This is a genomic window from Glaciimonas sp. OK215, assembly GCF_057787885.1.
Genome location: NZ_CM173544.1, coordinates 2,609,755 through 2,635,304 on the forward strand (window position 1 = coordinate 2,609,755; position 25,550 = coordinate 2,635,304).

The following is a 25,550-nucleotide window of genomic DNA, read 5'->3' on the forward strand; positions in this document are numbered from 1 at the left end:
TCAGTTCCTTGTCTTGATCAAAGTACCGAGTCCTTGCAGGAAGGCGATCAATGCATCCTGCTCGGTTTTGCCAGCCAGGGTACCTGGCGCCTGCCTGATTTCTTCTTCCGAATACGGCACACCCAGCCGCTTCAGCGCGCGCATTTTTGGCAGCACATCCTCCGCAACCAGTGGCGTGGCGGCGAGCCACGGATAGCCCGGCATATTCGATTCCGGCACCACATCGCGCGGGTTATTCAGGTGGGTGCGATGCCACTCGTCGCTATAGCGTCCGCCAACCCGGGCCAGATCCGGGCCAGTCCGCTTCGACCCCCACTGGAACGGGCGGTCATAGACAAATTCGCCTGCCACTGAATAATGTCCGTAGCGCTCGGTCTCGGCACGGAACGGACGAATCATTTGCGAATGACAGCCATAGCAGCCTTCGCGAATGTAAATGTCGCGTCCGACCAGCCGCAATGGAGAGTATGGCTTGAGCCCTGTGATCGGCTCGGTTGTCGATTTCTGAAAGAACAGCGGCACGATTTCAACCAGGCCGCCGACGCTCACGACCAGCAGCACCAGCGCAATCAGGAGCCAGGGATTCTTTTCGATCCACTCATGGGAAAATTTCATGGTTGACTCCTGGTATCAAGCGGGTGTGGGTAACAGCGAGGGAATACGTGCCTCGACTGCGACCCCGTCACGCATTGTCATGAACGTGTTGTAGGCCATCAGCAGCATGCCGGAGAGGTACAGCAAGCCGCCGCTGAAGCGGATCACGTAGTAGGGAAAGGTCGCCTTGACGCCTTCGACGAAGGTGTATGTCAGCGTCCCGTCCGGGTTGACTGCCCGCCACATCAAGCCCTGCATCACCCCGGCGATCCACATCGAGGTGATGTACAGCACGATACCGATCGTCGCCACCCAAAAATGGGTCTCGATCAAACTCGTACTCCACATCTCTTTTTTGCCCGACAAACGGGGAATCAGGTAATACATCGAGCCCATCGTGATGAAGCCGACCCAGCCCAGCGTGCCGGAATGAACATGGGCAATACCCCAGTCGGTGTAATGCGACAGCGAATTGACGGTCTTGATCGCCATCATCGGACCTTCAAAGGTCGCCATGCCGTAGAACGACAAGGACACGATCATGAATTTCAGTATCGGGTCGGAGCGCAGTTTGTGCCATGCGCCGGACAACGTCATCATGCCGTTGATCATGCCGCCCCAGGATGGCGCCAGCAGGATCAGCGAGAACACCATCCCGATCGATTGCGTCCAGTCCGGCAACGCCGTGTAGTGCAGATGATGCGGACCGGCCCACATGTAGGTAAAAATCAGCGCCCAGAAGTGGACGATCGACAAGCGATAGGAATATACCGGACGTTCCGCCTGCTTCGGAATGAAGTAATACACCATGCCGAGATAGCCCGCCGTCAGGATAAATCCGACCGCGTTGTGGCCATACCACCACTGGATCATCGCGTCCTGCACACCGGCATAGGCGGAATACGATTTCCACATCGATGCCGGCATGCTGGCGCCGTTGACGACGTGCAGCAAGGTAACCGCGATGATGTAGGCGCCGAAAAACCAGTTCGCCACATAGATATGCTTGACCTTGCGCTTGACCAGCGTACCGAAAAACACCACGGCATACGCCACCCACACAATGGCGATCAGGATCGTGATCGGCCATTCAAGTTCCGCATACTCTTTGCCGCGCGTGAAACCCATCGGCAGCGTGATCACCGCTGCGACCAGCACCAGTTGCCAACCCCAGAACGTGAAAGCGGCCAATTTATCCGAGAACAGCCGTACCTGGCAGGTGCGCTGCACGACGTAATACGAAGTCGCGAACAGGCCGCATACGCCGAATGCAAAAATGACGGCATTCGTATGCAAGGGCCGCAGGCGTCCGTAGGTCAGCCAGGGAATATCGAAATTGAGTGCCGGCCACGCCAGTTGTGCGGCAATGAAGACGCCAACCAGCATGCCGATCACACCCCAGACGATCGTTGCGATGGTGAACTGCTTGACGACCTTGTAGTTGTAGTTCAGTTCTGTGCCCACAGATAAGCTCCCGGAAAATGCAACGATGACGCTGGGAGAGTAAAAGGATGGCCGCTTAAATTCCTTGATATGAATCAAATTCGCCGGCATCAATCAATCTTCAGACGGAGTTTCCGTATTTTCGGCTTGATCGTCGTCCTGCAAAATGCGCCAGGCCGGGCCGACCATATCGTCAAATTGACCGCCGTCCGACATCTTGAAAAACACCCAGATCGCAAGGAATACGATGCCGATGCTAAGCGGAATGAGCAAGAATAATGCTTCCATATTGGACCGCTCTACCCTCTCTGCAGCGCTTTCGCGGAAGCGGGAAATACGGCTGGCGGCAGGCCGGCGTCTGCGTGCGCACGCGCGATGCGGCGCAAGCGCAATGCATTGACGACCACGACTGCGGAGCTGACAGACATGCCGATTCCGGAGAGCCATGGATTGAGCAATCCCAGCGCGGCGGCAGGTATCGCCAGCAGGTTATACAGCATGGCCCACGCCAGATTCTGGCGCATCACGGAAATCGTCTGCGACGCCGTTTCTTCCACCTCGCATAGAGAAGACAGGCGGCCGGACAGCAACACGCAGTCGGCATGCGTTTGCGCCAGGGCCGTCCCGCCGCCCATGGCAAACGACACATCCGCAGCGCGCAATACTGCCGCATCGTTGATGCCGTCACCGACCATCGCGACGATGGCGCCATCGCGTTGCAAGGCTTGCACGAACGCGAGCTTCTGATCGGGCAGATATTCACCTAGCGCAGTCCCAATCCCGAGTTCGTCGGCAACCCGCCGTGTGACGGCTTGCTGATCTCCGCTTAACAGGATGACGGTTTTTCCTCGCTCCTGGAAATTCCTGATGACCTGGCGTGCGTCGTTGCGCAAGCCGTCGGCCAGGTCGAAACGCGCAAGCCAGGCGGCGCTGGTGCCAAGATAGATGGAAGTCACATCCGGCGCTGCTGTCTGGGGAAGGGGGCAGTTGGCCAAGGTCTGGACGAATGCGGCGCAACCCAGGCGGTAAGGTACGCCATCTAATGTGCCTTCCAGTCCCTGGCCGACAACATGCTGCAGGTCGCAGACCGACCCGGCTGCAAACTTCCACAAATCGTTCTCATGCGCCACCACGATCGCTCCCCCCAGAGGATGCGCGCTGGACGCCTCCAGCGCCGCAGCGACATGCAGGCACCACGCCGGTAACGCTGCACCCAGCGCTTCTATGTGCAGCAGCAGCGGCTTGCCGACAGTCAGCGTGCCGGTCTTGTCAAAGATGATGTGCGTGGCGCGCTGCAGCGTCTCCAGGACATGCGGCTGCACGATCAGGATGCCGCTCCGCAGCAACCGGTCTGTCGCGGCCGCCAATGCGGTGGGGGTCGCCAGCGACAATGCACAGGGACAGGACACCACCAATACCGCAATGGCAATCGGCCATGCACGCGCCGGATCGATCCATTCCCACACGATGAAGACCGTCAGCGCGAACAGCAGCAGTAGCGTGACGAACCATGCCGCCACCTGGTCCGCCCACAGCGCCAGTTGCGGCTTGCCCTGCCCTGCCCGCTCGATCAATTTCATCAGCACCGACAAGGTACTGTCGCCCGCCGGCCGTGTGATGCGCAGCACGATCGGCTGGGTCGCATTCACTGCGCCGCCGGGCAGGTCGGCGCCAACCGTCTTGCGCTGCGCCTGGCTTTCTCCCGTCAGCAATGAAACGTCGACAGCGGTATCGCCTTCAAGAATGATGCCGTCGGCGGCAATCGCTTCTCCCGGCTTGACCAGGATGACGTCGCCCTCGCACAATTGGGCAGCCGCTATCAGCTCGGTATCGCGACGGGCGGGATAGCCCGGCATGCTCCACGCCGAGGCCGGCAATGCATGCTGCAAATTATCCAGCGCCGAAGCCGCCTTGCGCCGCGCGACGAGTTCCAGATAGCGACTGCATAACAACAAGAAAATAAACATCGTGATCGAGTCGAAATACACATCGCCATAGCCGCGCCAGGTAGCGGCCACGCTGGCGCCGAAAGCAGCCGCGATGCCGAGCGCAACCGGCACATCCATGCCCAGCATGCGATGCTTCAGATTAAGCCATGCCCCCCTGAAGAAGGGTTGCGCCGAATAAGCTACTGCAGGCAAGGTCAGCAACAGCCCCGCCCAGCGCATCAGGCTGGTCATATTGCCGTCCATCGTGCCATCGGTCGCCAGATACACCGGGAACGCATACATCATCACCTGCATCATCGACAATCCGGCAATGAACAGCTGGCGAAACAGTATTTTCCTGGCCCGGCCCAATTGCTCGCCATGCCTGAGCGGATCGAACGGATAGGCGGTATAGCCGATTTCGCGCAGCGATTTCAGTATGTCGCTCGGCTTGCACGCCTCTCGGGCCCAACCCACGTGGAGTCGTTCGGTGGAGACATTCACAGCGGCGCTTTGCACGCCTGGCAAGCGCGCCAGGCGCCGCTCGATCAGCCACACGCAAGCCGCGCAACGGATGCCCTCTATCGAAAACGTCGCCTCGCATGTTCCGGCATCGGCATCGCCGACAAATTGGCCCGCGATTTCTTGCCTGTCGTACAACTGGAGTTCCGGTGGAATCAGCGCCTCTTGCCCGGTCGTCGCGGAAAATCCGGTGCGGGTGTTGTAATAATCGCTGAAGCCGTAATCGACGATGCTTTGCGCCACTGCCTGGCATCCGGGGCAGCACATCGGACGCATGACGCGCTCAATCGGAACTTGCCAGCTGGCGTTGGCCGGGATCGGCAAGCCGCAATGAAAACAGACCGGCTCCGCTGCGCGTACTTTGCCCGGCTGAACCAGCTCAACAGCAGGGACCGCGCTCAGCACCGCATTCATGGTTGTACTCCCGCTGCGATCGGGCTCATGCATACCGCATCCAGCCAGTTCATCGGTAGACCGTGCGCGGCGCGCATCAGCCCCAGCAAGCCGAAGCCCAGTACGATCAAACCGCTTATCAGGCGTACCGGACGGCGCTGCATCCAGGTTCTGAGTTGCGCGCCGAGCATGCCCATCGCCAGTAAAGTCGGCAAAGTTCCCAGGCCGAATACCAACATCACGGTCGCCCCCGACAGCGCGGATCCGGTCAACATCGCTGTCAGCAGCACGCTGTACACCATGCCGCATGGCAGCCATCCCCACAGTCCGCCTACGGCCAGCATCTTCAGCGGGCTATCGAGCGGGAGCAGGTACTTCATCAAAGGCTGTACCCGCCGCCATAACATCTGACCGGCCGCTTCCAATTGCGCCAACCCGCGCCACACATCCATCAAGTACAACCCTAGCGCCACCAGCATCAGGTTCGCGAGCCAATAGCCGCCGATCTGGAAAACCGACACTCCCGACAACGCACGCGCGCCGCGCGCGATGCCGCCGACCATCGCACCGGCCAGCGCGTAGCTGCCAATCCGTCCAGCGTTGTAAGCGACTACCCGGACTGCGCCCGCCCCGGTTCTTGTCGCTTTTGCGGCGACAACCGCCACTGGAAACTTCCGTGCCGGCACCGACGCAACCGAGAATGCCCCTACAATCCCGCCGCACATGCCGACACAATGCACGCTGCCAAGCAGGCCGATCATGAAAATCGGCAACAGGCCCAGAGCAGTCATGTGCGCCCCACGTCAGATCGTCCTGGAATAGCGCAGCGGATCCGGTTTAGCGTACAGATACCGGTCGAACACCATGCAAATATTCCGAATCAGCAGCCGCCCCTTCAAGGTCACGGTTAACCATTCGGCATCGATTGTCAGCAAGCCGTCTTGCGCCAGCGTTTGCAACTTCTCAAGCTCCGCTGCGAAATATGCCGTGAACGTAATCGGATAGGCCTGCTCGATCGATGCGATCGACAATTCAAAATTACACATCAGCATCTGGATAATGGCGCGTCGCAACACGTCATCCATGTGCAGCTTGATGCCGCGCACAATCGGCAATTCATTATTGTCGATGTCATCGTAATACGCGGCGAGCGTCTTGACGTTCTGGCTGTAGGTGCCCGCGACGGCGCTGATTGCCGATACCCCGCACGACACCAGGTCCGAATCCGCATGGGTCGAATATCCCTGGAAGTTACGATGCAAACGCCCCTGTCGCTGTGCCACCGCCAAATCGTCGCTCGGCAGCGCAAAATGGTCCATGCCTATGTAGACATAGCCTGCTGCGGTCAGCCGTCTGATGCACAGCGCCAGCATGTCGAGCTTGGTTTCGCCACTGGGCAAGTCTTGCTCGAGAATGCGTCGTTGCGCTTTGAACAAATACGGCAGATGCGCATAATTGTAGATCGCGATGCGGTCCGGGGCGGCCTTGATGACCTTCGCCAGCGTCTGTGCCATGGTAATGACGTTTTGTTTGGGCAGCCCGTATATCAGGTCTATGCTCACGGAGCGGAAATGCGCAGCGCGCGCCGCCTGGATGATGGCAAGCGTCTGACTCTCCGGTTGCATGCGGTTGACCGCCTTTTGCACGTCCGGATCGAAGTCCTGCACACCCAGACTGATGCGGTTAAAGCCCTGTTCGCGCAAACTCCGGACACGCTCACGGGACACCGTGCGCGGATCGACTTCAATCGCATATTCGCCGACATCGTCGGGCGCAAACTGGAACCAGCGCCGCAGGTGCGCCATCAGGTCGGCCATTTGCCGATCCGACAGGTAGGTGGGCGTGCCGCCCCCAAGGTGCAACTGCGCAACCTGGTTCATCCCGGCAAGCAGTTTGCCCTGCATCTCGATTTCGCGTTTCAGGTAGCTCAGGTAGATGACCGCCTTATCACGGTTTTTGGTGATGATTTTGTTGCAGGCGCAGTAGTAGCAAACCGTATCGCAGAACGGGATATGCAGGTATAGCGATAACGGATTCCTGCTGCCGCGTGTGCGCAAACCGGCAATGGCTTGCAGATAGTCGCGATAGCCGAACGCCTCGGTGAACCGATCCGCGGTCGGATAGGACGTATACCGCGGAGCCGATTGACTCAGCTTGCGAACCAGCTCGGCATCGAATGCGACCGACGGAACCACCGGTACGGGTATTGCGGATAGCACCATTATTTTCACTCCTGCTGCCGGCCACACCGAGGGTTGGAACGTGGCCTTATCGCGTGCAGTGTATGGACCTCGACCGGCAAATACCTTGACTTGCATCAAAAGCTGCCAACACCTTGCGTGCATATATATTGTGCAGCGCCCACACGGCGCAATGAAACGCGGCATTATCCGGTCGGGATCAATGCTGGAAACAGCGCTGATTTACCCACTTGATGTGCATCAAATTTCCGCCAACGATACCTTGGTGCAGTCGTTTGTTTCTGGACTCTGTTCGCCTGACCGCCTACATTAAAGGCGTGATTAAAGCATCTTGTTTTCATGAACGAATGGCTTCTGAACATTCAACTTTGCCATCAAAGAAAGGCGATTCCATGTCTTACAAAACGATTCTCGTGCATGTAGATCAATCCCGGCACGCAGCGGCACGCATCAAGATAGCCGCAGAAATAGCGATCGCCGAAAATGCGCATTTAATCGGCACTGCGATGATCGGTATCTCGCGCATCATGTACCAGGGCGGTGCGGCCGACCTCACCGGGACCATCGTGGCAGCCGAAATCGATGCCATAAAAGAACGCGCCACCAAGGCACTTGCGGAGTTTGATGCCATTGCCAGGCATATGGGGGTGCTCTCGTATGAGAAGAGACTGGTCAATGACGAACCGGAAGGCGGCCTGTCCCTGCAAGCCCGTTACAGCGATCTGGTGGTGATCGGCCAAACCGACCTGGATGAAACCTGTTCCCGCGTGATAGCCGGCCTGCCGGAATATGTCATGCTCAATTGCGCGCGCCCGGTTTTGCTGGTTCCTTATGCCGGCCGGTTTGACCGCGTCGGGAGCAACGTACTGGTTGCGTGGGACGGCAGCATGGAAGCCACCCGCGCCGTAACGAATGCGATCCCATTGCTGAAACGCGCGAAGAATGTCAGCGTCGCGCTGTTCAATCCGTCCGCACAATCCGATGTGCATGGCGAACAGCCGGGAGCAGATATCGCCCTGTACCTGACCCGGCACAACATCAAAGTTGAGGTCGTACAACAGCATACCGAACTCGATGTCGGCAATACCTTGCTCTCGCTGGCAGCGGATTTACGCTCCGATCTGATTGTGATGGGAGGCTACGGCCATACACGTTTTCGTGAAGTATTGTTAGGCGGCGTCACCAAGACCGTGCTGAAAACGATGACGGTTCCAGTGCTGATGTCGCACTAATATTTGATCGGGCGCGTATAAAAAAATCCCGGTAGCTATGCCGGGATTTTTATTGTGGTTCGTATGGCCTTCCATCTGCACTGAACATAGTGTCCTGAGTCAGATTTACTTATCTTTCTTTGGCCGCCCCGCCTTCACCAACGGCAAGCTGGCAATCGCAGCTTTCAATTTGGAATTCTCCAGATCCCTGATCAACGCGACGCCGACCCGTAGCAACTCACTTTTCTTCACTGCCAGGCCCGCCTTCAGGCAAGCCTTCTTGACGTCGCTCAGCACCTGGTATTCGTCTTCCGGCATGGTGAAGCTGTCACGTACCAGCTTGGCTTTCTTTACTTTTACTTTTGGTTCGGCGGCCGGTTTGACACTGATCACCGGCTTGGCGATCACCTTCGGCGCGGGGACTGCCGGTGCCATTGGTGTGGTTTTTGGGGCTGCGGCCATCGGCTTTGCCGGAATTGCCTTCTTTACCGCTGCCGGCTTTTTCGCCGCAGCTGGGGCAGCTTTGACCGCTGGCATTGCCTTGCGGACGCCGGCTGCCGGCTTTCTTGTCGCAGCGACGGCTGGCTTTCGGGGTGCTCTGGTAACCATAAAAACTCCTTGAATTAAATAGTATAAATAATATATGCAATTTATTCGGGATTGGCAACATATCTTTATCAATAAGCAAGCGTCATTTCATCAGCTTGTAACATTTGCCGCCGAGAATCGCACTTGCCAATTTTCCACATCCTATTCTCAACCAAGCCATGACATCGTCGCCAAAACACTTTCTTAGTAGTTTGCTGCTAGCCATATTCGCCTGTACGACGCTCACGTTTTCTTCTGCTGCAAATGCCGCCGCCGACAATATCGTCATCGGCCAGGCGATTGACCTGTCCGGCCCGAATGCCGATCTGGGGCGCGACTATGTGGCCGGCATCAAGACTTATTTCGACGTTCTCAACGCCAACGGCGGCGTGAATGGTCGCCACATTCAGTATCTGACGCTTGATGACCAGGGCAAGCCGGAACTGGCCGTCAAGGCCGTGACCGAACTGATCGAGCAGAAACACGTCGAGTATCTGTTTGGCGGGGTCGGGGACGAGGTCACGCAGGCGACGCTGACGGCACCGGCTTTCAAGCGCAGCGGACTGGTGCTATACGCGCCTTTGGCGGGTGCCGATTATCAGAAAGACCCGCGTATCTTGTTATGGCGTCCCAGTTATCTGCAAGAGATCCGCTACATTTTTTCGCACTTCGGCAAGCTCGGCATCAAGGATGTCGGGGTGGTCTATCGGGAGTCGTCAACTACCGTCGACGCCTATCGCAGCCTGACTGCAGAAATCAAGGCGACCGGGATCAAGCTAAGCGGTTCCGTCAATCTGTCCGGCGACAATACCAGGGTCGCCAGCGACGCGGCGCGCCTGGCGCATGCCAATCCGGGTTTTGTGATTGTGATTGCCGACACCGTCAGTACCGGCCTGTTTCTGAAGGAATTCCGGAAATATGCGCCACACACGTTTGTCGCCGGCTCATCGCTCACCAACTTGACGATGCTGCGTCAGTTGGCCGGACCGAAGGCGGTCGATTGGACCGTGTTCTCGCAGGTGGTGCCGAATCCGAACGGCGGTAGTTCGTCGATCCAGCTTGAGCACATGGACATGATGAAAAAATACCGCGATGAACCGGTTTCATCATTCACGCTGGAAGGCTTTTCCGCCGCGAAGTCCTGGACGCGGCTGATACAGGGCCACAAACGCGGCACAGCGGCCGAACAAGCGTTTAATGTACCGAATGGCGGCGTCGACATCGGCGGCTACATTGTCGGCGCCACGCCTGCCAGCAACCATTTATCCGGGTATGTCGATATTGCGTTGTTCAGCAAGGCAAACGGACTGACTTTTTAGAACCTGTTGACGCTCTTTTGTGCGATGTCAGATCGCGCTGAACCAAGCTGTTAAACGGTTCCGGAGCAGTTTGGTTCGCATGCGATTGTCGTTATCCGACACGGTCAGTAGTCCGTGTAGATAACGACCGAAAACTCAAGTCCGCTTGATCGCAAACTCGATCCCGATTTCACGCCACCACTCCCGCTCCCTCTCCATCCAGTAAGTCGCGGTCGGATGATCGGCAATCCATTCGCGTTTGATGTCGAGCTCGATTCTGCTCTTCATCTTGACGCGCAACTCATTCAGATTTACGTCTATGCGCGAGTGCAAAAACATGACGGAGAGGCGTAATGCCAGTACCGCCTTGGAAAAATCCGCATCAAGCAAACTTTCATTGATCTTGCGCAAGTTACCTTTTTGCCCAAGGATCAACTGACTCATGGTCTTTTGCTCCCGCGTCGTGAAGCCGGACAGGTCCGCATTCGCGATCAGATAGGCGGCATGCTTGTGATAACCGCTTTGCGACACCACCAGGCCGACTTCATGCAGCAGGCCGCTCCAGTGCAAATACTTCTCCAGCAGGTCATTGTTCGGCTTGAGCAAGCCGTACAACACGCTGGCAGTCTCGGCAACCCGGTTGGCGCGCAACTGATCGACATGAAAACGCTGGGAAAAATCACGCACCGATTGCTCGCGCCGGTCCAGTCGGGTGCCACGCAATTGCAAATCCCACATCACGCCCATGCGCAAGCCGGCTTCAATCGGCGTCAGCACTTCGATGCCGAGTTCCTGCATCAAGCCGCTCAATACCGCAACGCCACCGACAATCACCGGAGCCCGCTCCGAGCGCATGCCAGCCATGTCGATACGGCTGACGTGGGCCAGCGCGATGAAACGCTGCTTGAGTGCCTCCAGGCTTTTGTAGGACAGACGTCGATCACCGAGGCCATTTTTTTCTATGGTCTCGGCGATGGCCCTGATCGTGCCCGATGAGCCGTAGGCATTGGTCCAGTTTTGGGGGCGATATGGCGGTGCGGCATCTTCGAAATGGCTGCGCGCCGAAAGAATGGCGGCGTCGTAGGCGGCAGTGGTAATGCAGCCGTCGGCAAAAAATGCCAGGCTTTGATTGACGGTGCCGATGCCAAACGATTCAACCCGCTCGATTTGCTGCCCACGCCCCAGGATCAACTCGGTAGACCCGCCACCGATATCCAGCACCAGCCGCTTTTCATTCGGCAGACGCAGCATGCTGGCGACGCCCATGTAGATCAGGCGGCCCTCTTCTTCACCGGAAATGATTTCGATCGGATAGCCGATGGCGGCTTCCGCAGCGGGCAAAAACGCTGCCGCGTTCCTGGCGACACGCAGCGTATTGGTGGCAACTATGCGCACTGCGTCGAGTTGGTAGTCGGCCAGGATAGCGCGAAACCGGCTGAGCGAATCCAGCGCGGTCTGCATCGCGACTTCGGTCAGATTCCCTTTGCCATCAAGACCGGCGGCTAATCGAATCGGGTCTCGTGCGCTCTTGATGACGCGAATTGCATCGCCATTGTACTTGCCGATATGCAAACGAAAGCTGTTTGAACCCAAATCGACCGCTGCAAACATTACACCCTCTCAATCTACTGAACATTAAACAATAACGAACATGATTAGTTGACGTGTTCGCTGGGCACTAAACAATTTCATGGCGCGCAGACAGCGTCGCCACGGACAATAAATCCTGATTGTTACAGCCTGATGACAAAGCGACAATCCATTCCGGAGACGTGCCTGGAACACAATTCATAGATCTCATGACAAGTTAAATAACTTGCAATTTCTTGTGACGTCGATAGCGTGACAATACACGTCAGATAGTTGGCGGTCCAGCGTTCCAGAATTCAGTTGCCACGCTCAGTTCGCGGGTCCGTTTAAATGGCGGCAAGCTCTGCCAGATGCGTTTGCCGTAGCCCTTTGAAATAAGCCGTGGATCGCAAATCATCAACACCCCGCGATCGCTCTGGTCGCGAATCAGGCGGCCCGCGCCCTGCTTCAGATTGATGATCGCGGCGGGCAACTGATGGTGCATGAAGCCGTTCATCCCTTTCTTTTCCAGCGCCTCGATGCGTGCCGCCAATACCGGGTCGTCCGGCGGGGAAAACGGTAGCTTGTCGATAATGACCAGCGACAACGCTTCGCCACGCACGTCAACACCTTCCCAGAAACTCTGGCTGCCAATCAATACCGCGTTGCCGGCTGCGCGAAAACGGTCAAGCAACTCGGTGCGGCCGGCTTCACCCTGGACCATAAGTGGAAATGGCAACTTGCGTTCTTCGAACTCTGCGCGCAGTCGCTCCGCCGCACGATTGACGGCGCGAATGGTGGTGCACAGCAGGAAAGTACGGCCGCCGGCCGCCTCAATCACCGGCAACGCGGCATCGATAACGGCATCGGTGTACTCCGGCGAGTTTGGCTGCGGCAGGTTCTGCGGCACATACAGCAAACCTTGTTCGCCGTACTCGAACGGGCTAGGCCAGGATTGCGCCGGTTCGTCGGCCAGCCCCATTTGAGCGGCGTAATGCTGGAAGTCGTTTTTTACCGCCAGCGTCGCCGACGTGAAAATCCAGGTGCGCGGCACCCCTTCGCGCTGGCGGTTGAAAATGGGCGCAATCGATAGCGGCGTCTGATGCAATTGCAACGAAGTGGAAAATGCCTCGACCCACAGTACCCGGCCTTCGGCATCCCCATGTACCGCATCCTTGATGCTATTGGTCTTGGCCTTGGCTGACACGGGCTTGTTCCAGGCATCGATCCGCATGCCGATTTCAATCGCGCGCGTACGGCATTGCTCAATGGTTTCAGCACGTTCAGCCTGTTTTTCCAGCGTCGCGATCATGCCGTCGAATTCTTGCCGTAGCGTTTCCAGTGCCGGGAAGAAGGCGCTGGAAGGCGCGATCTGATTGACTGCAAGGCGCACCACGTCTTGCGGAAATGCCAGGCGCAAATCACGGGCAGCCTTCTCGACCGGCATGACTACCTTGGCCCAGTCGGCGCCATCGCGTGCATGCGACAGGCCTTCTGCCAAAACGTCCCGGCACAGTTCAAGGATTTGCGAGGTCGAGACAGTATCGCCAAAAAATAACGTGGCAACTTCCGGCAATTGATGGGCTTCGTCAAAAATGATGGTGTTGGCAGACGGCAGCAGCTCGGCCACGCCGGTATCCTTCAAGGCCACGTCGGCAAAGAACAGATGATGATTGACCACCACAACGTCAGCTTGCTGCGCTTCTTTGCGCGCCTTCATGACGAAGCAATCCTGGTAATACTGGCACTCCGCGCCCAGACAGGTATCCCGCGTCGAGGTCACCAGATTCCAGATCAATGCGGTTTCGGGTACTTTCGACAATTCCGCCTTGTCGCCCGAACTGGTGGTCTTCATGAAGCGCGAAATCTCGCGTAAATGGCCGACGTCCTCGCGTGAGGTCATGCGGCCGTTTTGCAGCGTCCGTTCCAGGTGGAAATGGCAAACATAGTTCGCCCGCCCCTTCAGCAGCGCGATCGACACCGGCGCGCTGAGCGCCTTGCGCACCGTCGGAATATCCCGCAAAAACAATTGATCCTGCAAATTCTTGGTGCCGGTCGAGATGATGACCTTGCCGCCCCATAACAGTGCCGGCACGAGATAAGCGAAGGTCTTGCCGGTGCCGGTACCGGCTTCGGCGATCAACGTCGTCTGTTGCGCGATGGCTTCGGCGATCGCCTTGGCCATTTCGGTTTGTGCCAGGCGCGGGCGAAAGCCGCCGACAATCTGGCCCAGCGGACCGCCGGGGCCAAACAACTGGTCAATATCGGCGTCGTGCGTGCCGGCAGGGATTGCGCTTTCGGCAACGGAGGAGGATGTATCTTCGGTCAAGGTAACTTACGGTAATCGGGCTGGGGACAAAATGGAAAACACTGGCTGGGATAAAAACTGCCCGGCGTTGATCCGGGACGGGCAGCTAAAGGCAACATCCGCATCATGCTTATGCAGGTATATCGGGGACTAATTGCATCCTTAACAGCGTAATGTGGTCCTTCAGTTGAAGTTTACGCTTCTTCAAGCGTCGCAATTGTAACTCTTCGCCCCGCAGGTCGTTGACCAGTACATCGATCACGGCATCGAGATCGCGATGTTCAACTTCAAGCTCAATGATGCGGCGGCGGATATCTTCCCGATCTAGCATAGTCACATTCCGGCGTTGAAATTCAATAAAATCTGGAGAACAATCTCACCCTCTAAGTAAGATAATTCGTGCGTATAATGATTTGCGGAAAAGTTACCAAAGTTGTCAACCCGGCCTGCCAGCGGTTCTTTGTGGAACCACCACCGTTGGATCAACAGGTATTTGAAATAACTTACAACAAGAGCACAGTTTAATCTACCCAGACGAATGAGCCAATATAAGATCGAAGCAGGTACCGGCCAACACATCGGCGACCGCACAGAACAACAGGACCGGACTGCACTATTTGCGGCACCCAAGGCTCCCGGCTACATGATGGCAGTACTGGCCGATGGCATGGGCGGACGTAGCGGCGGCGCACTGGCAGCCGAACAGCTGATCGCTACGGCGAAACAGCTATTCGACGTCTTTTCGCCGAACAGCGATACGGTCGAGCAGCTGCTGCGCGACATTGCCCATGAGACCCATACCATTATCAAGCTCTCCGGCTTTTCCAGCGACAAGGACCCGCACACCACGATGGTTGCTCTGGTGCTGTCGCCCGATGGCGTCGCGACCTGGGGTCATGTCGGCGATTCGCGCTTATACCATTTTGATGGACCGAATTTTATCGAACACACAATTGACCATTCTTATGTGGAAAAATTGATCAGTGAAGGAAAACTATCGCGCGACGAAGCCAGGTCGCATAGCTTGTCGAATGTACTGGTGAACGCGATTGGGTCCAGCCTGGAAAACCCCCAGGTATCAATAGCGCGTCATACCGGCTTAAAGGCTGGCGACACGTTTTTGTTGTGCTCGGATGGTTTCTGGCCCTACTTCACCACTGGCGAAATGGGCGCCGCGATTGCGATGCACAAGCCGCGCGATGCTGCCGAGATGTTCATCGCCAGAGCGCGTAAGCGCGCTGCCGGAATCGCCGCGGACAATTGCACCTTTGCGATCGTCAAGCTGGTCAAGCCGCCGAAGGAAGTGCCAAACTACACCATCAAAAAAATGCGCCGCGCGGTCTGATGCATTATGGTTGGGCCGGAACCGGACCTGGCGCGGGCGTCCCCGCAGGGGCCGCCTTCTTTTCGGCTAACTGGCGTTCTTTCGCGGCCTTCTTTTCGGCAACTTGACGCTGACGTGCCGCCGCATCCTGACCTTTTTTGATAAATGCAGCCCTGTTCGCAGCACGTTCAGAGGCTTTCGCGGCCCCGGCTTGCTGGCTACGCTGCAATTTTGCCGCATTCTCGGTAACCCGTTTTTCGGCCTCCCCTGCATGCTGTTGGGTGTTGGTTTCGACGGCAGCCGCTTTTTCGCTTCCTTCTTTTACCTTGCGTGCGTTTGAGCTGTCTTTTTCTTTTTGATCCTGCTCCCGCTTGGGCGACTCGATTTCCTCTTTGGTGCGCTGGTCTGCCAGCGCTTTGTCGCGCTCATCCGCAGTGGCGCGCCGCTTGAACGCATTGGCCTCAACGTCAAGCGGACGGATTTGCTTTAACGCCAGGCGCCGCTGTTCCTTGGCGGCATCCAGACAGTGGTTCGTAAAAAACTTTTTATAGCAAATCCGCTGCTCATTGAGCGTACGTAGTTCGACGTCGGCGCGCGCCTTGGCAACGTCGGCCAGCACTTCATCGGCGCCTGCCACAGAACTGACCGAACCAATTGGATGACGTGCCACGAAATCCGCGGCGGGAACGGAGGCATCAAGCGCCGTACCTGTCTGCGCGCCGACAGGCCCGGCATCGCTTGGTTTGGCGGCGTCCTGTGCCCATGCAGAACCCGTCATTAGCGCGCCACCCAAGACCAGTGCACTGGCAAATGCCAGCATCGATGTCACACGCTGACATTTGCCAGTCATGGCCGTCGCCGGGTAGCGCGGGTGAAAAACTAAAGAGGCTGATTTCACGTGTTCCAATCCATTTCTTTACGATTATTCGGTTATTCAATTTCACAGCGCATTATCACGCAATCGCATCTGCCGTCGCACGCTGTTCGGCCTCCATGTATTCCTTCGATTGCATCTCAATGATACGAGATACCGTCCGATGAAATTCATTCGCCAGCATGCCTTGGGTATAAAGCTCTTCAGGCGCGACGGCGGCCGACATGATTAATTTGACCTTGTGATCATAAAACACATCAATCAGCCAGGTAAACCGGCGTGCTTCAGACGACATTGCCGCTGACATTTGCGGAATACCGGACAATATCACCGTATGGAAGCGGCTGGCAATTTCCAGGTAATCATTCTGCGAACGCGGACCGCCGCACAAGGTGGCGAAATCAAACCAGATGACGCCGCCAGCGCGTCGCAGAGACCTGATTTTACGGGCTTCAATATCGACCAAAGGATCTTCATCCGTGGTTTCCGCAATCCCGGCAAAGGCGTGGCGCAAGGCGCGATCGCTGTCGCCATCGAGCGGCGTGTAATAGGTGTCTACCTGGTCCAATGCGCGTTTACGGTAATCGATACCGGCATCGATGTTCATCACATCGAGCTTATCCCGCAACAGTTTGATGGTCGGCAGCATACGGTCACGATGCAAGCCGTCCGGATACAGGGTGCCAGGTTCGTAATTGGATGTCATCACGAACGACACGCCATTCTCAAACAAGGCCCTTAACAAGTTATACAGAATCATCGCATCAGCGATATCCGACACATGAAACTCATCGAAACAGATCAACCGATATTTCTTCGCAATCCGCTTGGCGACCTCATCGAGCGGGTCTTCGACCCCTTTCAGCTCATCCAGTTGGCGATGTACCGCACGCATGAATTCGTGAAAATGCAGGCGTACCTTGCGTACCACCGGCACCACCGAGTAAAAGCTATCCATCAGGAAGGATTTGCCGCGACCGACACCGCCCCACATATACAAGCCACGCGGCACATCGGGCCGATTCACGAGGCGCTTGAAAGAGCTCGAGCGCCGGGCCTTGTATGCCACCCATTCATCGTAGGCCCGTTGCAGCCGGTCAACCGCCTGCAACTGTGCCGCATCCGATGTAAAGCCGCGCTGGGCCAACGTCTGTTCGTAGAATTCTTGGACGTTCATGGTTTTCGCTTCTCAAATTCTTAATCCGCCAGCAGATCGTGCGCATTCTCAGAACGTCTGGGCAAAAACAAAAATGGGCGAGCTTTTGCTCACCCACGCTTAACAATGGAAACACCGGACTACCCAGGAGCCTGTCGCACCCCATTCTCCCTAAGTCCGACAGGTTCCTAGAGTCGTTCCAGTTCGACCATTACGCGACTTGGGTAGGCGGCGCTTTTCTCTCCAACGCTAATCGGAAAACTCAAGCCCAGGCCCAAGCCAATACCGCCACCACCAGCACCGCCCCCCATACTTGGCAAGCCGACCCCGGCCGGAGCTTTGTATACCACTTCGGCAGTACGGTAGCCAATCTTGCTGCAGAGCACATGCAAATCACCGTCGGCAACGGCAATCACGACTTCAGCAGGGGTCGTCAGGTTCCAGGTGCCGCCATCCGTTTTGACAACGCAACGCGCGGCGATTAGCGGCTCTCCCTGGGAACTGGTTTCGATAAGAATACGTCCGTCACCCGACCGGGTTGTCGCACAACCGGCCAGCAATACAAGCGACAACAGGGTCAGGTGACGCATTCCGGTTTCCCCTAGAAATTCAGCGCACGCTTATCGACTGCCAGCGCCGCTTCCTTAGTCGCCTCCGACAACGACGGATGCGCATGGCAGATACGTGCGATATCTTCCGCAGAGGCCCGGAATTCCATTGCCACCACGGCCTCGGAAATCAGTTCAGAGGCCATCGGGCCAACGATGTGCACGCCGAGGATTTCGTCGCTCTTGGCATCCGCCAAAAACTTCACCATGCCGGAAGTATCGCCCAGCGCGCGCGCGCGACCGTTCGCCAGGAAGGGGAACGTACCCGCCTTGTAAGCAACGCCTTCAGCTTTCAATTGTTGCTCGGTTTTACCGACCCATGCAATTTCCGGCGACGTGTAGATGACCCAGGGAATCGTATTGAAATTGACATGACCATGTTGACCGGCGATACGCTCAGCCACGGCAACGCCCTCTTCTTCGGCCTTGTGTGCCAGCATCGGGCCACGCACCACATCGCCCACCGCCCAGACATTCGCCAGATTGGTTTTGCAATCGCCGTCAACGTTGATGAAGCCGCGTTCGTCGAGTTGCAGGCCAACGCCTTCAGCGTTCAGGCCGATGGTGTTCGGTATACGGCCGATCGAGACGATCAACTTGTCGAACACTGCTTTTTTGGCTTCGCCCTTGGCGTCGGTATATTCCACCGTCACGTCTTTTTTACCTACGGTGATCGCGCCGATATTCACGCCCAGCGTGATGCTCAAACCTTGTTTGGCGAACAGTTTGGCCGCTTCTTTGGCGATTTGTTCATCCACCGCGCCGAGGAAAGCCGGCAGCGCTTCGAGTACCGTCACGTCGGCACCCAGACGACGCCAGACGCTACCCATTTCGAGGCCGATGACGCCGGCACCGATGACGCCCAGTTTCTTTGGCACGGCATCAATTGCCAGCGCGCCGGCATTCGACAAGATCAGCTTTTCGTCGAAAGCCGCGCCCGGCAATTCACGTGCATTGGACCCGGTCGCCAGTATGATGTGCTTGCCGGTGATGGTCTCTTCGGTCTTGCCGGCAACCTTGATTTCATAACCGGCGGTGTCGCCCTTGACGAACGAACCGCGCCCATGGAAAAACGTTATTTTGTTCTTTTTGAACAGATACAGGATGCCGTCGTTGTTCTGCTTGACGACGGTGTCTTTGCGCGCCAGCATCTGCGGCAGATTCAGGCTCAGTCCCTTGATATCGATACCGTGATCGGCAAAAGCATGACCTGCATGTTCGAAATGCTCGGACGATTGCAGCAGCGCCTTCGATGGGATGCAGCCAACGTTGGTGCAAGTGCCGCCTGGTGCCGGGCCATCATTCGCATTTTTCCACTCGTCGATACAGGCGGTGCTGAAACCGAGTTGCGCAGCGCGAATTGCTGCGACATAACCGCCAGGACCGCCACCGATCACGACGACGTCAAATTGCTTACTCATAGTTTTCCTTGGTTTTTTTACGGCGCTCTTTGGCGCGAGCGGCACGCATTACTTCAGGTATTAAATCCGGTATTTATCTTGATTGCGTCACCGGCCTCAGTCATTCATCACTGGAAGGCCGGCGCAAACAATCAGGTATTACATCAAAGCAATGCGCGCCAAGCCACCGTGCCTGTTCTCGAAATAAGAGATGAGCCTGATGTGCCTCGGAGCGCATTTGCTTTTTATAAATTACAGGTCCAGCAACAAACGGGCCGGATCTTCCAGCGCATCCTTCATGGCGACCAGCGCCAGCACTGCTTCACGGCCGTCGATGATGCGGTGATCGTAAGACATCGCCAGATAGTTCATCGGACGAATCACGATTTGACCATTTTCGACCACTGCACGGTCCTTGGTTGCATGCACGCCCAGAATCGCCGACTGTGGCGGGTTGATAATCGGTGTCGACAGCATCGAACCAAACGTACCACCGTTAGAGATCGAGAAAGTACCGCCGCTCAGATCGTCCATCGTTAACTTGCCGTCACGTGCCTTGCTGCCGAATTCGCCGATTTTCTTTTCGATCTCAGCAATCGACATCTGATCTACGTCACGCAACACGGGCACTACCAGGCCGCGCGGCGAACCAACTGCGATACCGATGTCGAAGTACCCGTGATACACGATATCGTTGCCGTCGACAGAAGCATTGACGATAGGATATTTCTTCAGCGCAGCGACAGCGGCCTTGACGAAGAACGACATGAAACCCAGCTTGACGCCGTGCTCTTTTTCAAATCTGTCTTTGTACTTGGTACGCAGATCGATCACGGGCTGCATGTTGACTTCATTGAACGTCGTCAAGATGGCATTCGTCGATTGCGATTGCACCAGACGCTCGGCGATACGAGCGCGCAAACGGCTCATAGGCACGCGTTCCTCCGGACGATCTTCCCGGATCGCCTTGGTAGGCGCTGCGACTTGTTGCAATGCCGGCTTGACGGCTGCCACAGGTGCAGCAGCAGGTGCTGCCGGCTTGGCTGCCAACGTGCTCAGCACGTCGCCTTTGGTCACACGGCCATCTTTGCCAGTGCCGGCGACCTGCATCACGGTCATGTTGTTGTCTGCCAAAAGCTTGGCCGCTGCCGGCATGGCGACACCGGCAGCGGTGTTGCCGGCCACCAGTTCCGGTGCGGCGACCGGTGTCGGTGCGTGACCGGCTTGCGGCACTGGGACTGCGGACACTTCCATCGGGCTGACCTTGGCCGACGCGTCGGTATCGATTACGGCGATGACCTGACCGGCAACCACGGTTGCGCCATCCGCTTCGATGATTTGTGCAATCACGCCTTCGTTTGGTGCAGGTAATTCGAGAACGACCTTGTCCGTTTCAATATCGATCAGGTTCTCGTCGCGCGCAACCGGATCTCCAACTTTTTTGTGCCATTGCAGCAGTGTCGCTTCAGCGACGGATTCCGACAGTTGCGGGACTTTAACTTCTATAAGTGCCATGAGATTCTCCGTATTGGGGTAGGCATCAGGCGTGCCAGCCATGGGGCGGCACGCCGGAGCGTCAGTTTTCAGTTATTTGGTGAGAACAAAGCCTTTGAGCTTCGAAAATGCGGTATCCAGCAGTGTTTTTTGTTGCGCATAGTGCTTGTCGTAGTAACCCACGGCAGGCGATGCGCTGGCTGGACGGCCTGCATAGGCAAGCTTTTGACCGTCATCCAGGTTTTCAAAAATGTTGTGCTGAATCTGCAGCCACGCTCCCTGATTTTGCGGCTCGTCCTGAGCCCAGACCAGTTCATTGAAGTGTGGGAACTGTTTCAGTTCGGCGGCGAATGCCTTGTGCGGGAACGGATACAGCTGCTCCAGACGAATAATCGCCACATCGGTCTGACCGCGCTCTTTGCGAGCATTCACCAGATCGTAGTAAACCTTGCCCGAGCAAGCGACAATACGCTTGACCTTCTTAGGATCGATCTTGTCGTCGGTTTCACCGATGACCGTCTGGAAAGAGCCCTTGGCGAATTCCGACAACGGCGAACCGGCATCCTTGTTACGCAGCAGCGACTTCGGCGTCATGATCACCAGCGGCTTGCGGAACAAACGAATCATCTGACGGCGCAGCAGATGGAAAATCTGCGCTGAAGTGGTCGGTTGCACCACTTGCATGTTGTTGTCTGCACATAGTTGCAAGAAGCGTTCGAGACGTGCCGACGAGTGTTCCGGGCCCTGGCCTTCATAACCGTGCGGCAGCATCAGGACCAGACCCGAAGCGCGACCCCACTTCACTTCGCCGGAGCTGATGAATTGGTCGATCACGACTTGCGCGCCGTTGGCGAAGTCGCCGAATTGGGCTTCCCAGATGGTCAACGTGTTTGGTTCGGCGGTAGAGTATCCGTATTCAAAACCAAGTACCGCTTCTTCCGACAGCACCGAGTCGATCACGTTGAACGGCGCTTGTTGTTCAGAGATGTTTTGCAGCGGAATGTAGCTGCCGGCATCCCAGCGTTCACGATTTTGATCATGCAATACTGCGTGACGATGCACGAAGGTACCGCGACCGGCGTCTTGACCAGTCAAGCGAATCGCGTAGCCGGAAGATACCAGCGACGCATACGCCAGATGTTCGCCCATACCCCAATCGAGATTGAGTTCGCCACGGCCCATGGTGGCGCGATCGTTGAGTACTTTCTCGACCAGCGCGTGCACCTTGAAGTTTTCCGGAACGCTCGTAATGCGTGTTGCCAGACGCTTCAGTTCGGTCAGCGGCACCGCGGTGTCGGCCGCGTCGGTCCACTTGCGATTCAGGAACGGCAGCCAGTCGACTGCATACTTGCTCTTGAAGTTGGTGATGACCGGATCGATGGTGTGCTTGCCGGCATCCATCGCATCGCGATAGGCCTTGACCATGGCATCGCCTTCATCCGCAGCGATAGTGCCCTGTGCAGTCAGTTTGTCGGCGTATACCTTGCGTGTGCCGGGATGCTGGCCGATCTTTTTGTACATCAGCGGCTGTGTCAGCGCTGGCGTATCTTGTTCGTTGTGACCGAGTTTGCGGAAGCAAATGATGTCAACCACGATGTCTTTCTTGAACTCGACCCGATAGTCGAGCGCGATCTGGGTCGCGTACACGACCGCTTCCGGATCATCCGCATTGACATGCAATACGGGCGCTTCGATCATCTTGACGACGTCCGAACAATACAGTGTCGAGCGTGAGTCGCGTGGATCTGAAGTGGTAAAACCGATCTGGTTGTTGATCACGATATGCACGGTACCGCCAGTGCCGTAACCACGCGTTTGCGCCAGATTCAGCGTTTCCATCACAACGCCCTGGCCGGCGAACGCCGCATCGCCATGCACCAGAATTGGCAAGACCTGGGCGCCGTCCTTGTCGCCGCGACGTTCCATACGCGCCTTGACCGAACCTTCCACCACCGGGTTGACGATTTCCAGATGCGACGGATTGAACGCCAGCGACAGATGGACCGGGCCGCCGCGAGTGGTGATGTCGGAGGAGAAACCTTGGTGATACTTGACATCGCCGGCCGGCAAATCGTCGCCATGCTTGCCTTCGAATTCGGCAAACAGTTCTTGCGGCATCTTGCCCAGCGTGTTGACCAGAACGTTCAGACGACCGCGATGGGCCATGCCGATAACGATTTCCTGGACGCCTTTTTCACCACCGCGCTGAATCGTTTCGTCGAGCGAGACGATGAAGCTTTCGCCGCCTTCCAGCGAGAAACGCTTTTGACCGACATACCTGGTGTGCAGATAGCGCTCCAGACCTTCAGCTGCGGTCAGGCGCTCAAGAATGTGCTTTTTCTTTTCGGCCGTGAAGGTCGGCGCCGAGCGAGTCGACTCCAGACGCTCCTGCATCCAGCGCTTTTCAGTCGGATCACTGACGTACATGAACTCAGCGCCGATCGAGCGGCAGTAAGTATCACGCAGGGAATTGAGCAGATCGCGCAGCGTGGAGGTCTCCGTGCCGAAATAGGTATTGCTGATGTTGAACACGATGTCCATGTCGGCATCGGTGAAACCGTAGAAACTTGGATCCAGTTCCGGCAGCGCCGAACGCTCCTGGCGTTGCAGCGGGTCCAGATTCGCCCAGCGCGAACCGAGGTAGCGGTAAGCTGCGATCAGTTGGGTTGCGGCGACGCGCTTACGTCCCATTTCTGCATCAGCCGACGCCGAGATAGTACGAATCGGACCATATTTGGCGCGCTCGGCAAACGAGGCGATCACCGACGCGTGCGCCACGTCTGGCTTGTCCGAGCCATCAACTGCAGGCACGTGTTGCATGGCGTCGAAATACGCGCGCCAGTTATCGGAGACAGATCCGGGATTGTCGAGGTAAGACTCGTACTGTTCTTCAATGTACGGTGCATTACCTCCGAAGAGATATGAATTGGAGCGATATTGCTGCATCATCTTGCTCACCTTTCTTCGCGTTTCGCGAGATTAGCGGGTTAACATAACCTTCCGCGACACGGCCTGACCGGTTAGCGGATTGCACATCAAGTTGTGGGGAAGGGCTTAAATTACAAACTACCTGTTACCGTATTCTTTTCAACCAACGCAATTCGTATCAAGCGTACGCTCACACTTTTCGGTTTCGTCATCTTTGCCACATTTCCATTATGGAAACAATGCAAAACTTCAAGCTATCCGTTGCAAATACGGCCAATACGAATTGGTACAGCAGGATATCACCATCTGCCAAAACAAAAAAGCGAATCATCAGATTCGCTTTTTTATTATTTACTTCACTTGCTCTGTGCGTTCTGCCAATGGCACTACATCACGATTAGGCGAGCCGATAAACAATTGACGTGGACGACCGATTTTTTGTTCGGGATCGGAAATCATTTCGTTCCATTGTGCGATCCAGCCTACTGTGCGCGCCATCGCAAAGATACCGGTGAACAGCGATACCGGGATGCCCAGCGCCGACTGCACGATACCTGAGTAGAAATCGACGTTCGGATACAGTTTGCGGGAAACGAAGTATTCGTCTTCCAGCGCGACTTTTTCCAATGCCATCGCCAGCTTGAACAACGGATCGTCATGCAGACCGAGTTCGTTCAGCACTTCGTAGCAGGTTTCACGCATCAGCTTGGCGCGCGGGTCGAAGTTCTTGTAGACGCGATGACCGAAGCCCATCAGCTTGATGCCGGAGTTCTTGTCTTTCACTTTCTCGATGAACTCAGGAATCTTGTCAACAGTGCCGATTTCCTTCAGCATGTTCAGCGCGGCTTCATTGGCGCCGCCGTGTGCAGGCCCCCACAGGCAAGCGATACCGGCAGCGATACAGGCAAATGGATTCGCACCGCTCGAACCGGCCAGACGTACGGTCGAAGTCGAGGCATTTTGCTCGTGATCTGCGTGCAGGATCAGGATACGATCCAGAGCGCGTACCAGCACGTCATTGACCTTGTACTCTTCGCACGGGGTCGAGAACATCATGTGCATGAAGTTCGCGCTGTACGACAAATTGTTACGCGGATAGACGAATGGCTGGCCGACGTTATATTTGTATGCCATTGCGACCAACGTCGGCAGCTTTGCGATCAAACGAATCGCCGAAACGTCGCGGTGATGTGCGTTGGTAATATCCAGCGAGTCGTGATAGAACGATGACAGCGCGCCAACCGTACCCACCAGTACGGCCATCGGATGCGCATCGCGACGGAAGCCGCGGAAGAAGAATTGCATTTGCTCGTGGACCATGGTGTGCGCCGTCACGGTCGCATCGAAGGTTTCTTTTTCTTTTTCCGTCGGCAGCTCGCCGTTCAGCAACAGGTAGCAGGTTTCCAGGAAGTCGCAATTGACAGCCAGTTGCTCGATCGGGTAGCCGCGATACAGCAATTCACCCTTGTCGCCATCGATATAGGTAATCGACGAATTACATGAGGCGGTCGACATGAAGCCTGGATCATAAGTAAACTTGCCAGTCGCACCGTACAACTTGCGAATATCGATAACGTCCGGGCCGATGGTCCCTTTGTAAATCGGAAACTCGACAGATGGGCTACCGTCGGAAAACGATAGCGTGGCTTTTGTATCAGTGTTAGTCATGGCTGTTCCCTCATTTAACAGGTGATGCTTGAATCAAAAAAAA

General features: G+C 56.4%; 20 protein-coding genes. 3 read left to right on the forward strand and 17 right to left on the reverse strand.

Translation table 11 applies throughout. The features are described from left to right. From ccoO to hemN, 6 genes are all read right to left on the reverse strand, one after another. Positions 1–615 (reverse strand): cytochrome-c oxidase, cbb3-type subunit II, encoded by a 615-nt coding sequence (gene ccoO / locus AC3CHX_RS11785; RefSeq protein ID WP_488644188.1) that lies wholly within the window; start codon positions 613–615, stop codon positions 1–3. 15 nt (positions 616–630) lie between these two features. Beyond that, positions 631–2,058: a cytochrome-c oxidase, cbb3-type subunit I gene (gene ccoN, locus AC3CHX_RS11790; protein ID WP_488644189.1), complete on the reverse strand. Its 1,428-nt coding sequence runs from the start codon at positions 2,056–2,058 to the stop codon at positions 631–633. A 93-nt stretch (positions 2,059–2,151) separates the two neighbouring features. Further along, on the reverse strand, positions 2,152–2,325 hold the full coding sequence (gene ccoS, locus AC3CHX_RS11795; protein ID WP_488644190.1) for a cbb3-type cytochrome oxidase assembly protein CcoS: 174 nt from the start codon (positions 2,323–2,325) through the stop codon (positions 2,152–2,154). Positions 2,326–2,336: 11 nt separating this feature from the next. After that, entirely contained in the window at positions 2,337–4,934 is a 2,598-nt protein-coding gene (locus AC3CHX_RS11800) for a heavy metal translocating P-type ATPase (protein ID WP_488644191.1), read from the reverse strand. Beyond that, the gene (locus AC3CHX_RS11805; protein ID WP_488644192.1) at positions 4,898–5,671 is read right to left on the reverse strand and encodes a sulfite exporter TauE/SafE family protein; all 774 of its coding nucleotides are present in this window, start codon (positions 5,669–5,671) and stop codon (positions 4,898–4,900) included. Before AC3CHX_RS11805 ends, AC3CHX_RS11800 begins: the two co-directional genes overlap by 37 nt. 12 nt (positions 5,672–5,683) lie before the next feature. Further along, positions 5,684–7,102 carry an oxygen-independent coproporphyrinogen III oxidase gene (gene hemN / locus AC3CHX_RS11810; RefSeq protein WP_488644193.1) on the reverse strand — a complete coding sequence of 473 codons (1,419 nt, stop codon included), beginning with the start codon at positions 7,100–7,102 and terminating at the stop codon, positions 5,684–5,686. Between the two features lie 371 nt (positions 7,103–7,473). On the opposite strand from hemN, the gene AC3CHX_RS11815 reads away from it, so the two are divergent. Next, positions 7,474–8,313 (forward strand): universal stress protein, encoded by an 840-nt coding sequence (locus AC3CHX_RS11815; RefSeq protein WP_488644194.1) that lies wholly within the window; start codon positions 7,474–7,476, stop codon positions 8,311–8,313. Between the two features lie 105 nt (positions 8,314–8,418). Here AC3CHX_RS11815 and AC3CHX_RS11820 read toward each other — a convergent pair whose 3' ends face one another. Beyond that, the gene (locus tag AC3CHX_RS11820) at positions 8,419–8,901 is read right to left on the reverse strand and encodes a hypothetical protein (protein ID WP_488644195.1); all 483 of its coding nucleotides are present in this window, start codon (positions 8,899–8,901) and stop codon (positions 8,419–8,421) included. Positions 8,902–9,059: 158 nt separating this feature from the next. Between AC3CHX_RS11820 and AC3CHX_RS11825 the strand changes: the two genes are divergently transcribed. Continuing rightward, complete coding sequence (locus tag AC3CHX_RS11825) at positions 9,060–10,199, forward strand: ABC transporter substrate-binding protein (protein ID WP_488644196.1); 1,140 nt, start codon at positions 9,060–9,062, stop codon at positions 10,197–10,199. A 135-nt stretch (positions 10,200–10,334) separates the two neighbouring features. Here the strand turns inward: AC3CHX_RS11825 and AC3CHX_RS11830 are convergent, their stop codons facing one another. The 3 genes from AC3CHX_RS11830 to AC3CHX_RS11840 all read right to left on the reverse strand — a co-directional run bounded on the left by AC3CHX_RS11830 (position 10,335) and on the right by AC3CHX_RS11840 (position 14,386). Further along, positions 10,335–11,789 (reverse strand): Ppx/GppA phosphatase family protein, encoded by a 1,455-nt coding sequence (locus tag AC3CHX_RS11830; protein ID WP_488644197.1) that lies wholly within the window; start codon positions 11,787–11,789, stop codon positions 10,335–10,337. Between the two features lie 244 nt (positions 11,790–12,033). Further along, entirely contained in the window at positions 12,034–14,076 is a 2,043-nt protein-coding gene (gene yoaA / locus AC3CHX_RS11835; RefSeq protein WP_488644198.1) for a DNA repair helicase YoaA, read from the reverse strand. A 109-nt stretch (positions 14,077–14,185) separates the two neighbouring features. After that, entirely contained in the window at positions 14,186–14,386 is a 201-nt protein-coding gene (locus AC3CHX_RS11840; protein ID WP_488644199.1) for a YdcH family protein, read from the reverse strand. Between the two features lie 207 nt (positions 14,387–14,593). Here AC3CHX_RS11840 and AC3CHX_RS11845 point away from each other — a divergent pair, with 207 nt between their 5' ends. Continuing rightward, positions 14,594–15,400 carry a PP2C family protein-serine/threonine phosphatase gene (locus AC3CHX_RS11845; protein WP_488644200.1) on the forward strand — a complete coding sequence of 269 codons (807 nt, stop codon included), beginning with the start codon at positions 14,594–14,596 and terminating at the stop codon, positions 15,398–15,400. Between the two features lie 4 nt (positions 15,401–15,404). Here AC3CHX_RS11845 and AC3CHX_RS11850 read toward each other — a convergent pair whose 3' ends face one another. From AC3CHX_RS11850 to gltA, 7 genes are all read right to left on the reverse strand, one after another. Continuing rightward, positions 15,405–16,229 (reverse strand): hypothetical protein, encoded by an 825-nt coding sequence (locus AC3CHX_RS11850; protein ID WP_488644201.1) that lies wholly within the window; start codon positions 16,227–16,229, stop codon positions 15,405–15,407. A 103-nt stretch (positions 16,230–16,332) separates the two neighbouring features. Further along, positions 16,333–17,430 carry a cell division protein ZapE gene (zapE, locus tag AC3CHX_RS11855; RefSeq protein ID WP_488644202.1) on the reverse strand — a complete coding sequence of 366 codons (1,098 nt, stop codon included), beginning with the start codon at positions 17,428–17,430 and terminating at the stop codon, positions 16,333–16,335. Between the two features lie 167 nt (positions 17,431–17,597). Then, positions 17,598–17,999, reverse strand: a complete 402-nt coding sequence (locus AC3CHX_RS11860) for a hypothetical protein (protein WP_488644203.1) — start codon at positions 17,997–17,999, stop codon at positions 17,598–17,600. 11 nt (positions 18,000–18,010) lie between these two features. Next, the gene (gene lpdA, locus AC3CHX_RS11865; protein WP_488644204.1) at positions 18,011–19,438 is read right to left on the reverse strand and encodes a dihydrolipoyl dehydrogenase; all 1,428 of its coding nucleotides are present in this window, start codon (positions 19,436–19,438) and stop codon (positions 18,011–18,013) included. A 231-nt stretch (positions 19,439–19,669) separates the two neighbouring features. Further along, positions 19,670–20,932: a 2-oxoglutarate dehydrogenase complex dihydrolipoyllysine-residue succinyltransferase gene (gene odhB, locus AC3CHX_RS11870; protein WP_488644205.1), complete on the reverse strand. Its 1,263-nt coding sequence runs from the start codon at positions 20,930–20,932 to the stop codon at positions 19,670–19,672. 72 nt (positions 20,933–21,004) lie between these two features. Further along, entirely contained in the window at positions 21,005–23,860 is a 2,856-nt protein-coding gene (locus AC3CHX_RS11875) for a 2-oxoglutarate dehydrogenase E1 component (RefSeq protein ID WP_488644206.1), read from the reverse strand. Between the two features lie 330 nt (positions 23,861–24,190). Beyond that, the gene (gene gltA, locus AC3CHX_RS11880; protein ID WP_488644207.1) at positions 24,191–25,507 is read right to left on the reverse strand and encodes a citrate synthase; all 1,317 of its coding nucleotides are present in this window, start codon (positions 25,505–25,507) and stop codon (positions 24,191–24,193) included. Positions 25,508–25,550 lie beyond the last annotated feature (43 nt).

What these genes read in the sequence shown, in the direction of transcription:
- ccoO (WP_488644188.1), bottom strand. Translation starts at nt 615, where the DNA reads ATGAAATTTTCCCATGAGTGGATCGAAAAGAATCCCTGGCTCCTGATT.
- ccoS (WP_488644190.1), bottom strand. Translation starts at nt 2,325, where the DNA reads ATGGAAGCATTATTCTTGCTCATTCCGCTTAGCATCGGCATCGTATTC.
- AC3CHX_RS11800 (WP_488644191.1), bottom strand. Translation starts at nt 4,934, where the DNA reads ATGCATGAGCCCGATCGCAGCGGGAGTACAACCATGAATGCGGTGCTG.
- AC3CHX_RS11805 (WP_488644192.1), bottom strand. Translation starts at nt 5,671, where the DNA reads ATGACTGCTCTGGGCCTGTTGCCGATTTTCATGATCGGCCTGCTTGGC.
- hemN (WP_488644193.1), bottom strand. Translation starts at nt 7,102, where the DNA reads ATGGTGCTATCCGCAATACCCGTACCGGTGGTTCCGTCGGTCGCATTC.
- AC3CHX_RS11815 (WP_488644194.1), top strand. Translation starts at nt 7,474, where the DNA reads ATGTCTTACAAAACGATTCTCGTGCATGTAGATCAATCCCGGCACGCA.
- AC3CHX_RS11820 (WP_488644195.1), bottom strand. Translation starts at nt 8,901, where the DNA reads ATGGTTACCAGAGCACCCCGAAAGCCAGCCGTCGCTGCGACAAGAAAG.
- AC3CHX_RS11825 (WP_488644196.1), top strand. Translation starts at nt 9,060, where the DNA reads ATGACATCGTCGCCAAAACACTTTCTTAGTAGTTTGCTGCTAGCCATA.
- AC3CHX_RS11830 (WP_488644197.1), bottom strand. Translation starts at nt 11,789, where the DNA reads ATGTTTGCAGCGGTCGATTTGGGTTCAAACAGCTTTCGTTTGCATATC.
- AC3CHX_RS11840 (WP_488644199.1), bottom strand. Translation starts at nt 14,386, where the DNA reads ATGCTAGATCGGGAAGATATCCGCCGCCGCATCATTGAGCTTGAAGTT.
- AC3CHX_RS11845 (WP_488644200.1), top strand. Translation starts at nt 14,594, where the DNA reads ATGAGCCAATATAAGATCGAAGCAGGTACCGGCCAACACATCGGCGAC.
- AC3CHX_RS11850 (WP_488644201.1), bottom strand. Translation starts at nt 16,229, where the DNA reads ATGACTGGCAAATGTCAGCGTGTGACATCGATGCTGGCATTTGCCAGT.
- zapE (WP_488644202.1), bottom strand. Translation starts at nt 17,430, where the DNA reads ATGAACGTCCAAGAATTCTACGAACAGACGTTGGCCCAGCGCGGCTTT.
- AC3CHX_RS11860 (WP_488644203.1), bottom strand. Translation starts at nt 17,999, where the DNA reads ATGCGTCACCTGACCCTGTTGTCGCTTGTATTGCTGGCCGGTTGTGCG.
- lpdA (WP_488644204.1), bottom strand. Translation starts at nt 19,438, where the DNA reads ATGAGTAAGCAATTTGACGTCGTCGTGATCGGTGGCGGTCCTGGCGGT.
- odhB (WP_488644205.1), bottom strand. Translation starts at nt 20,932, where the DNA reads ATGGCACTTATAGAAGTTAAAGTCCCGCAACTGTCGGAATCCGTCGCT.
- AC3CHX_RS11875 (WP_488644206.1), bottom strand. Translation starts at nt 23,860, where the DNA reads ATGATGCAGCAATATCGCTCCAATTCATATCTCTTCGGAGGTAATGCA.
- gltA (WP_488644207.1), bottom strand. Translation starts at nt 25,507, where the DNA reads ATGACTAACACTGATACAAAAGCCACGCTATCGTTTTCCGACGGTAGC.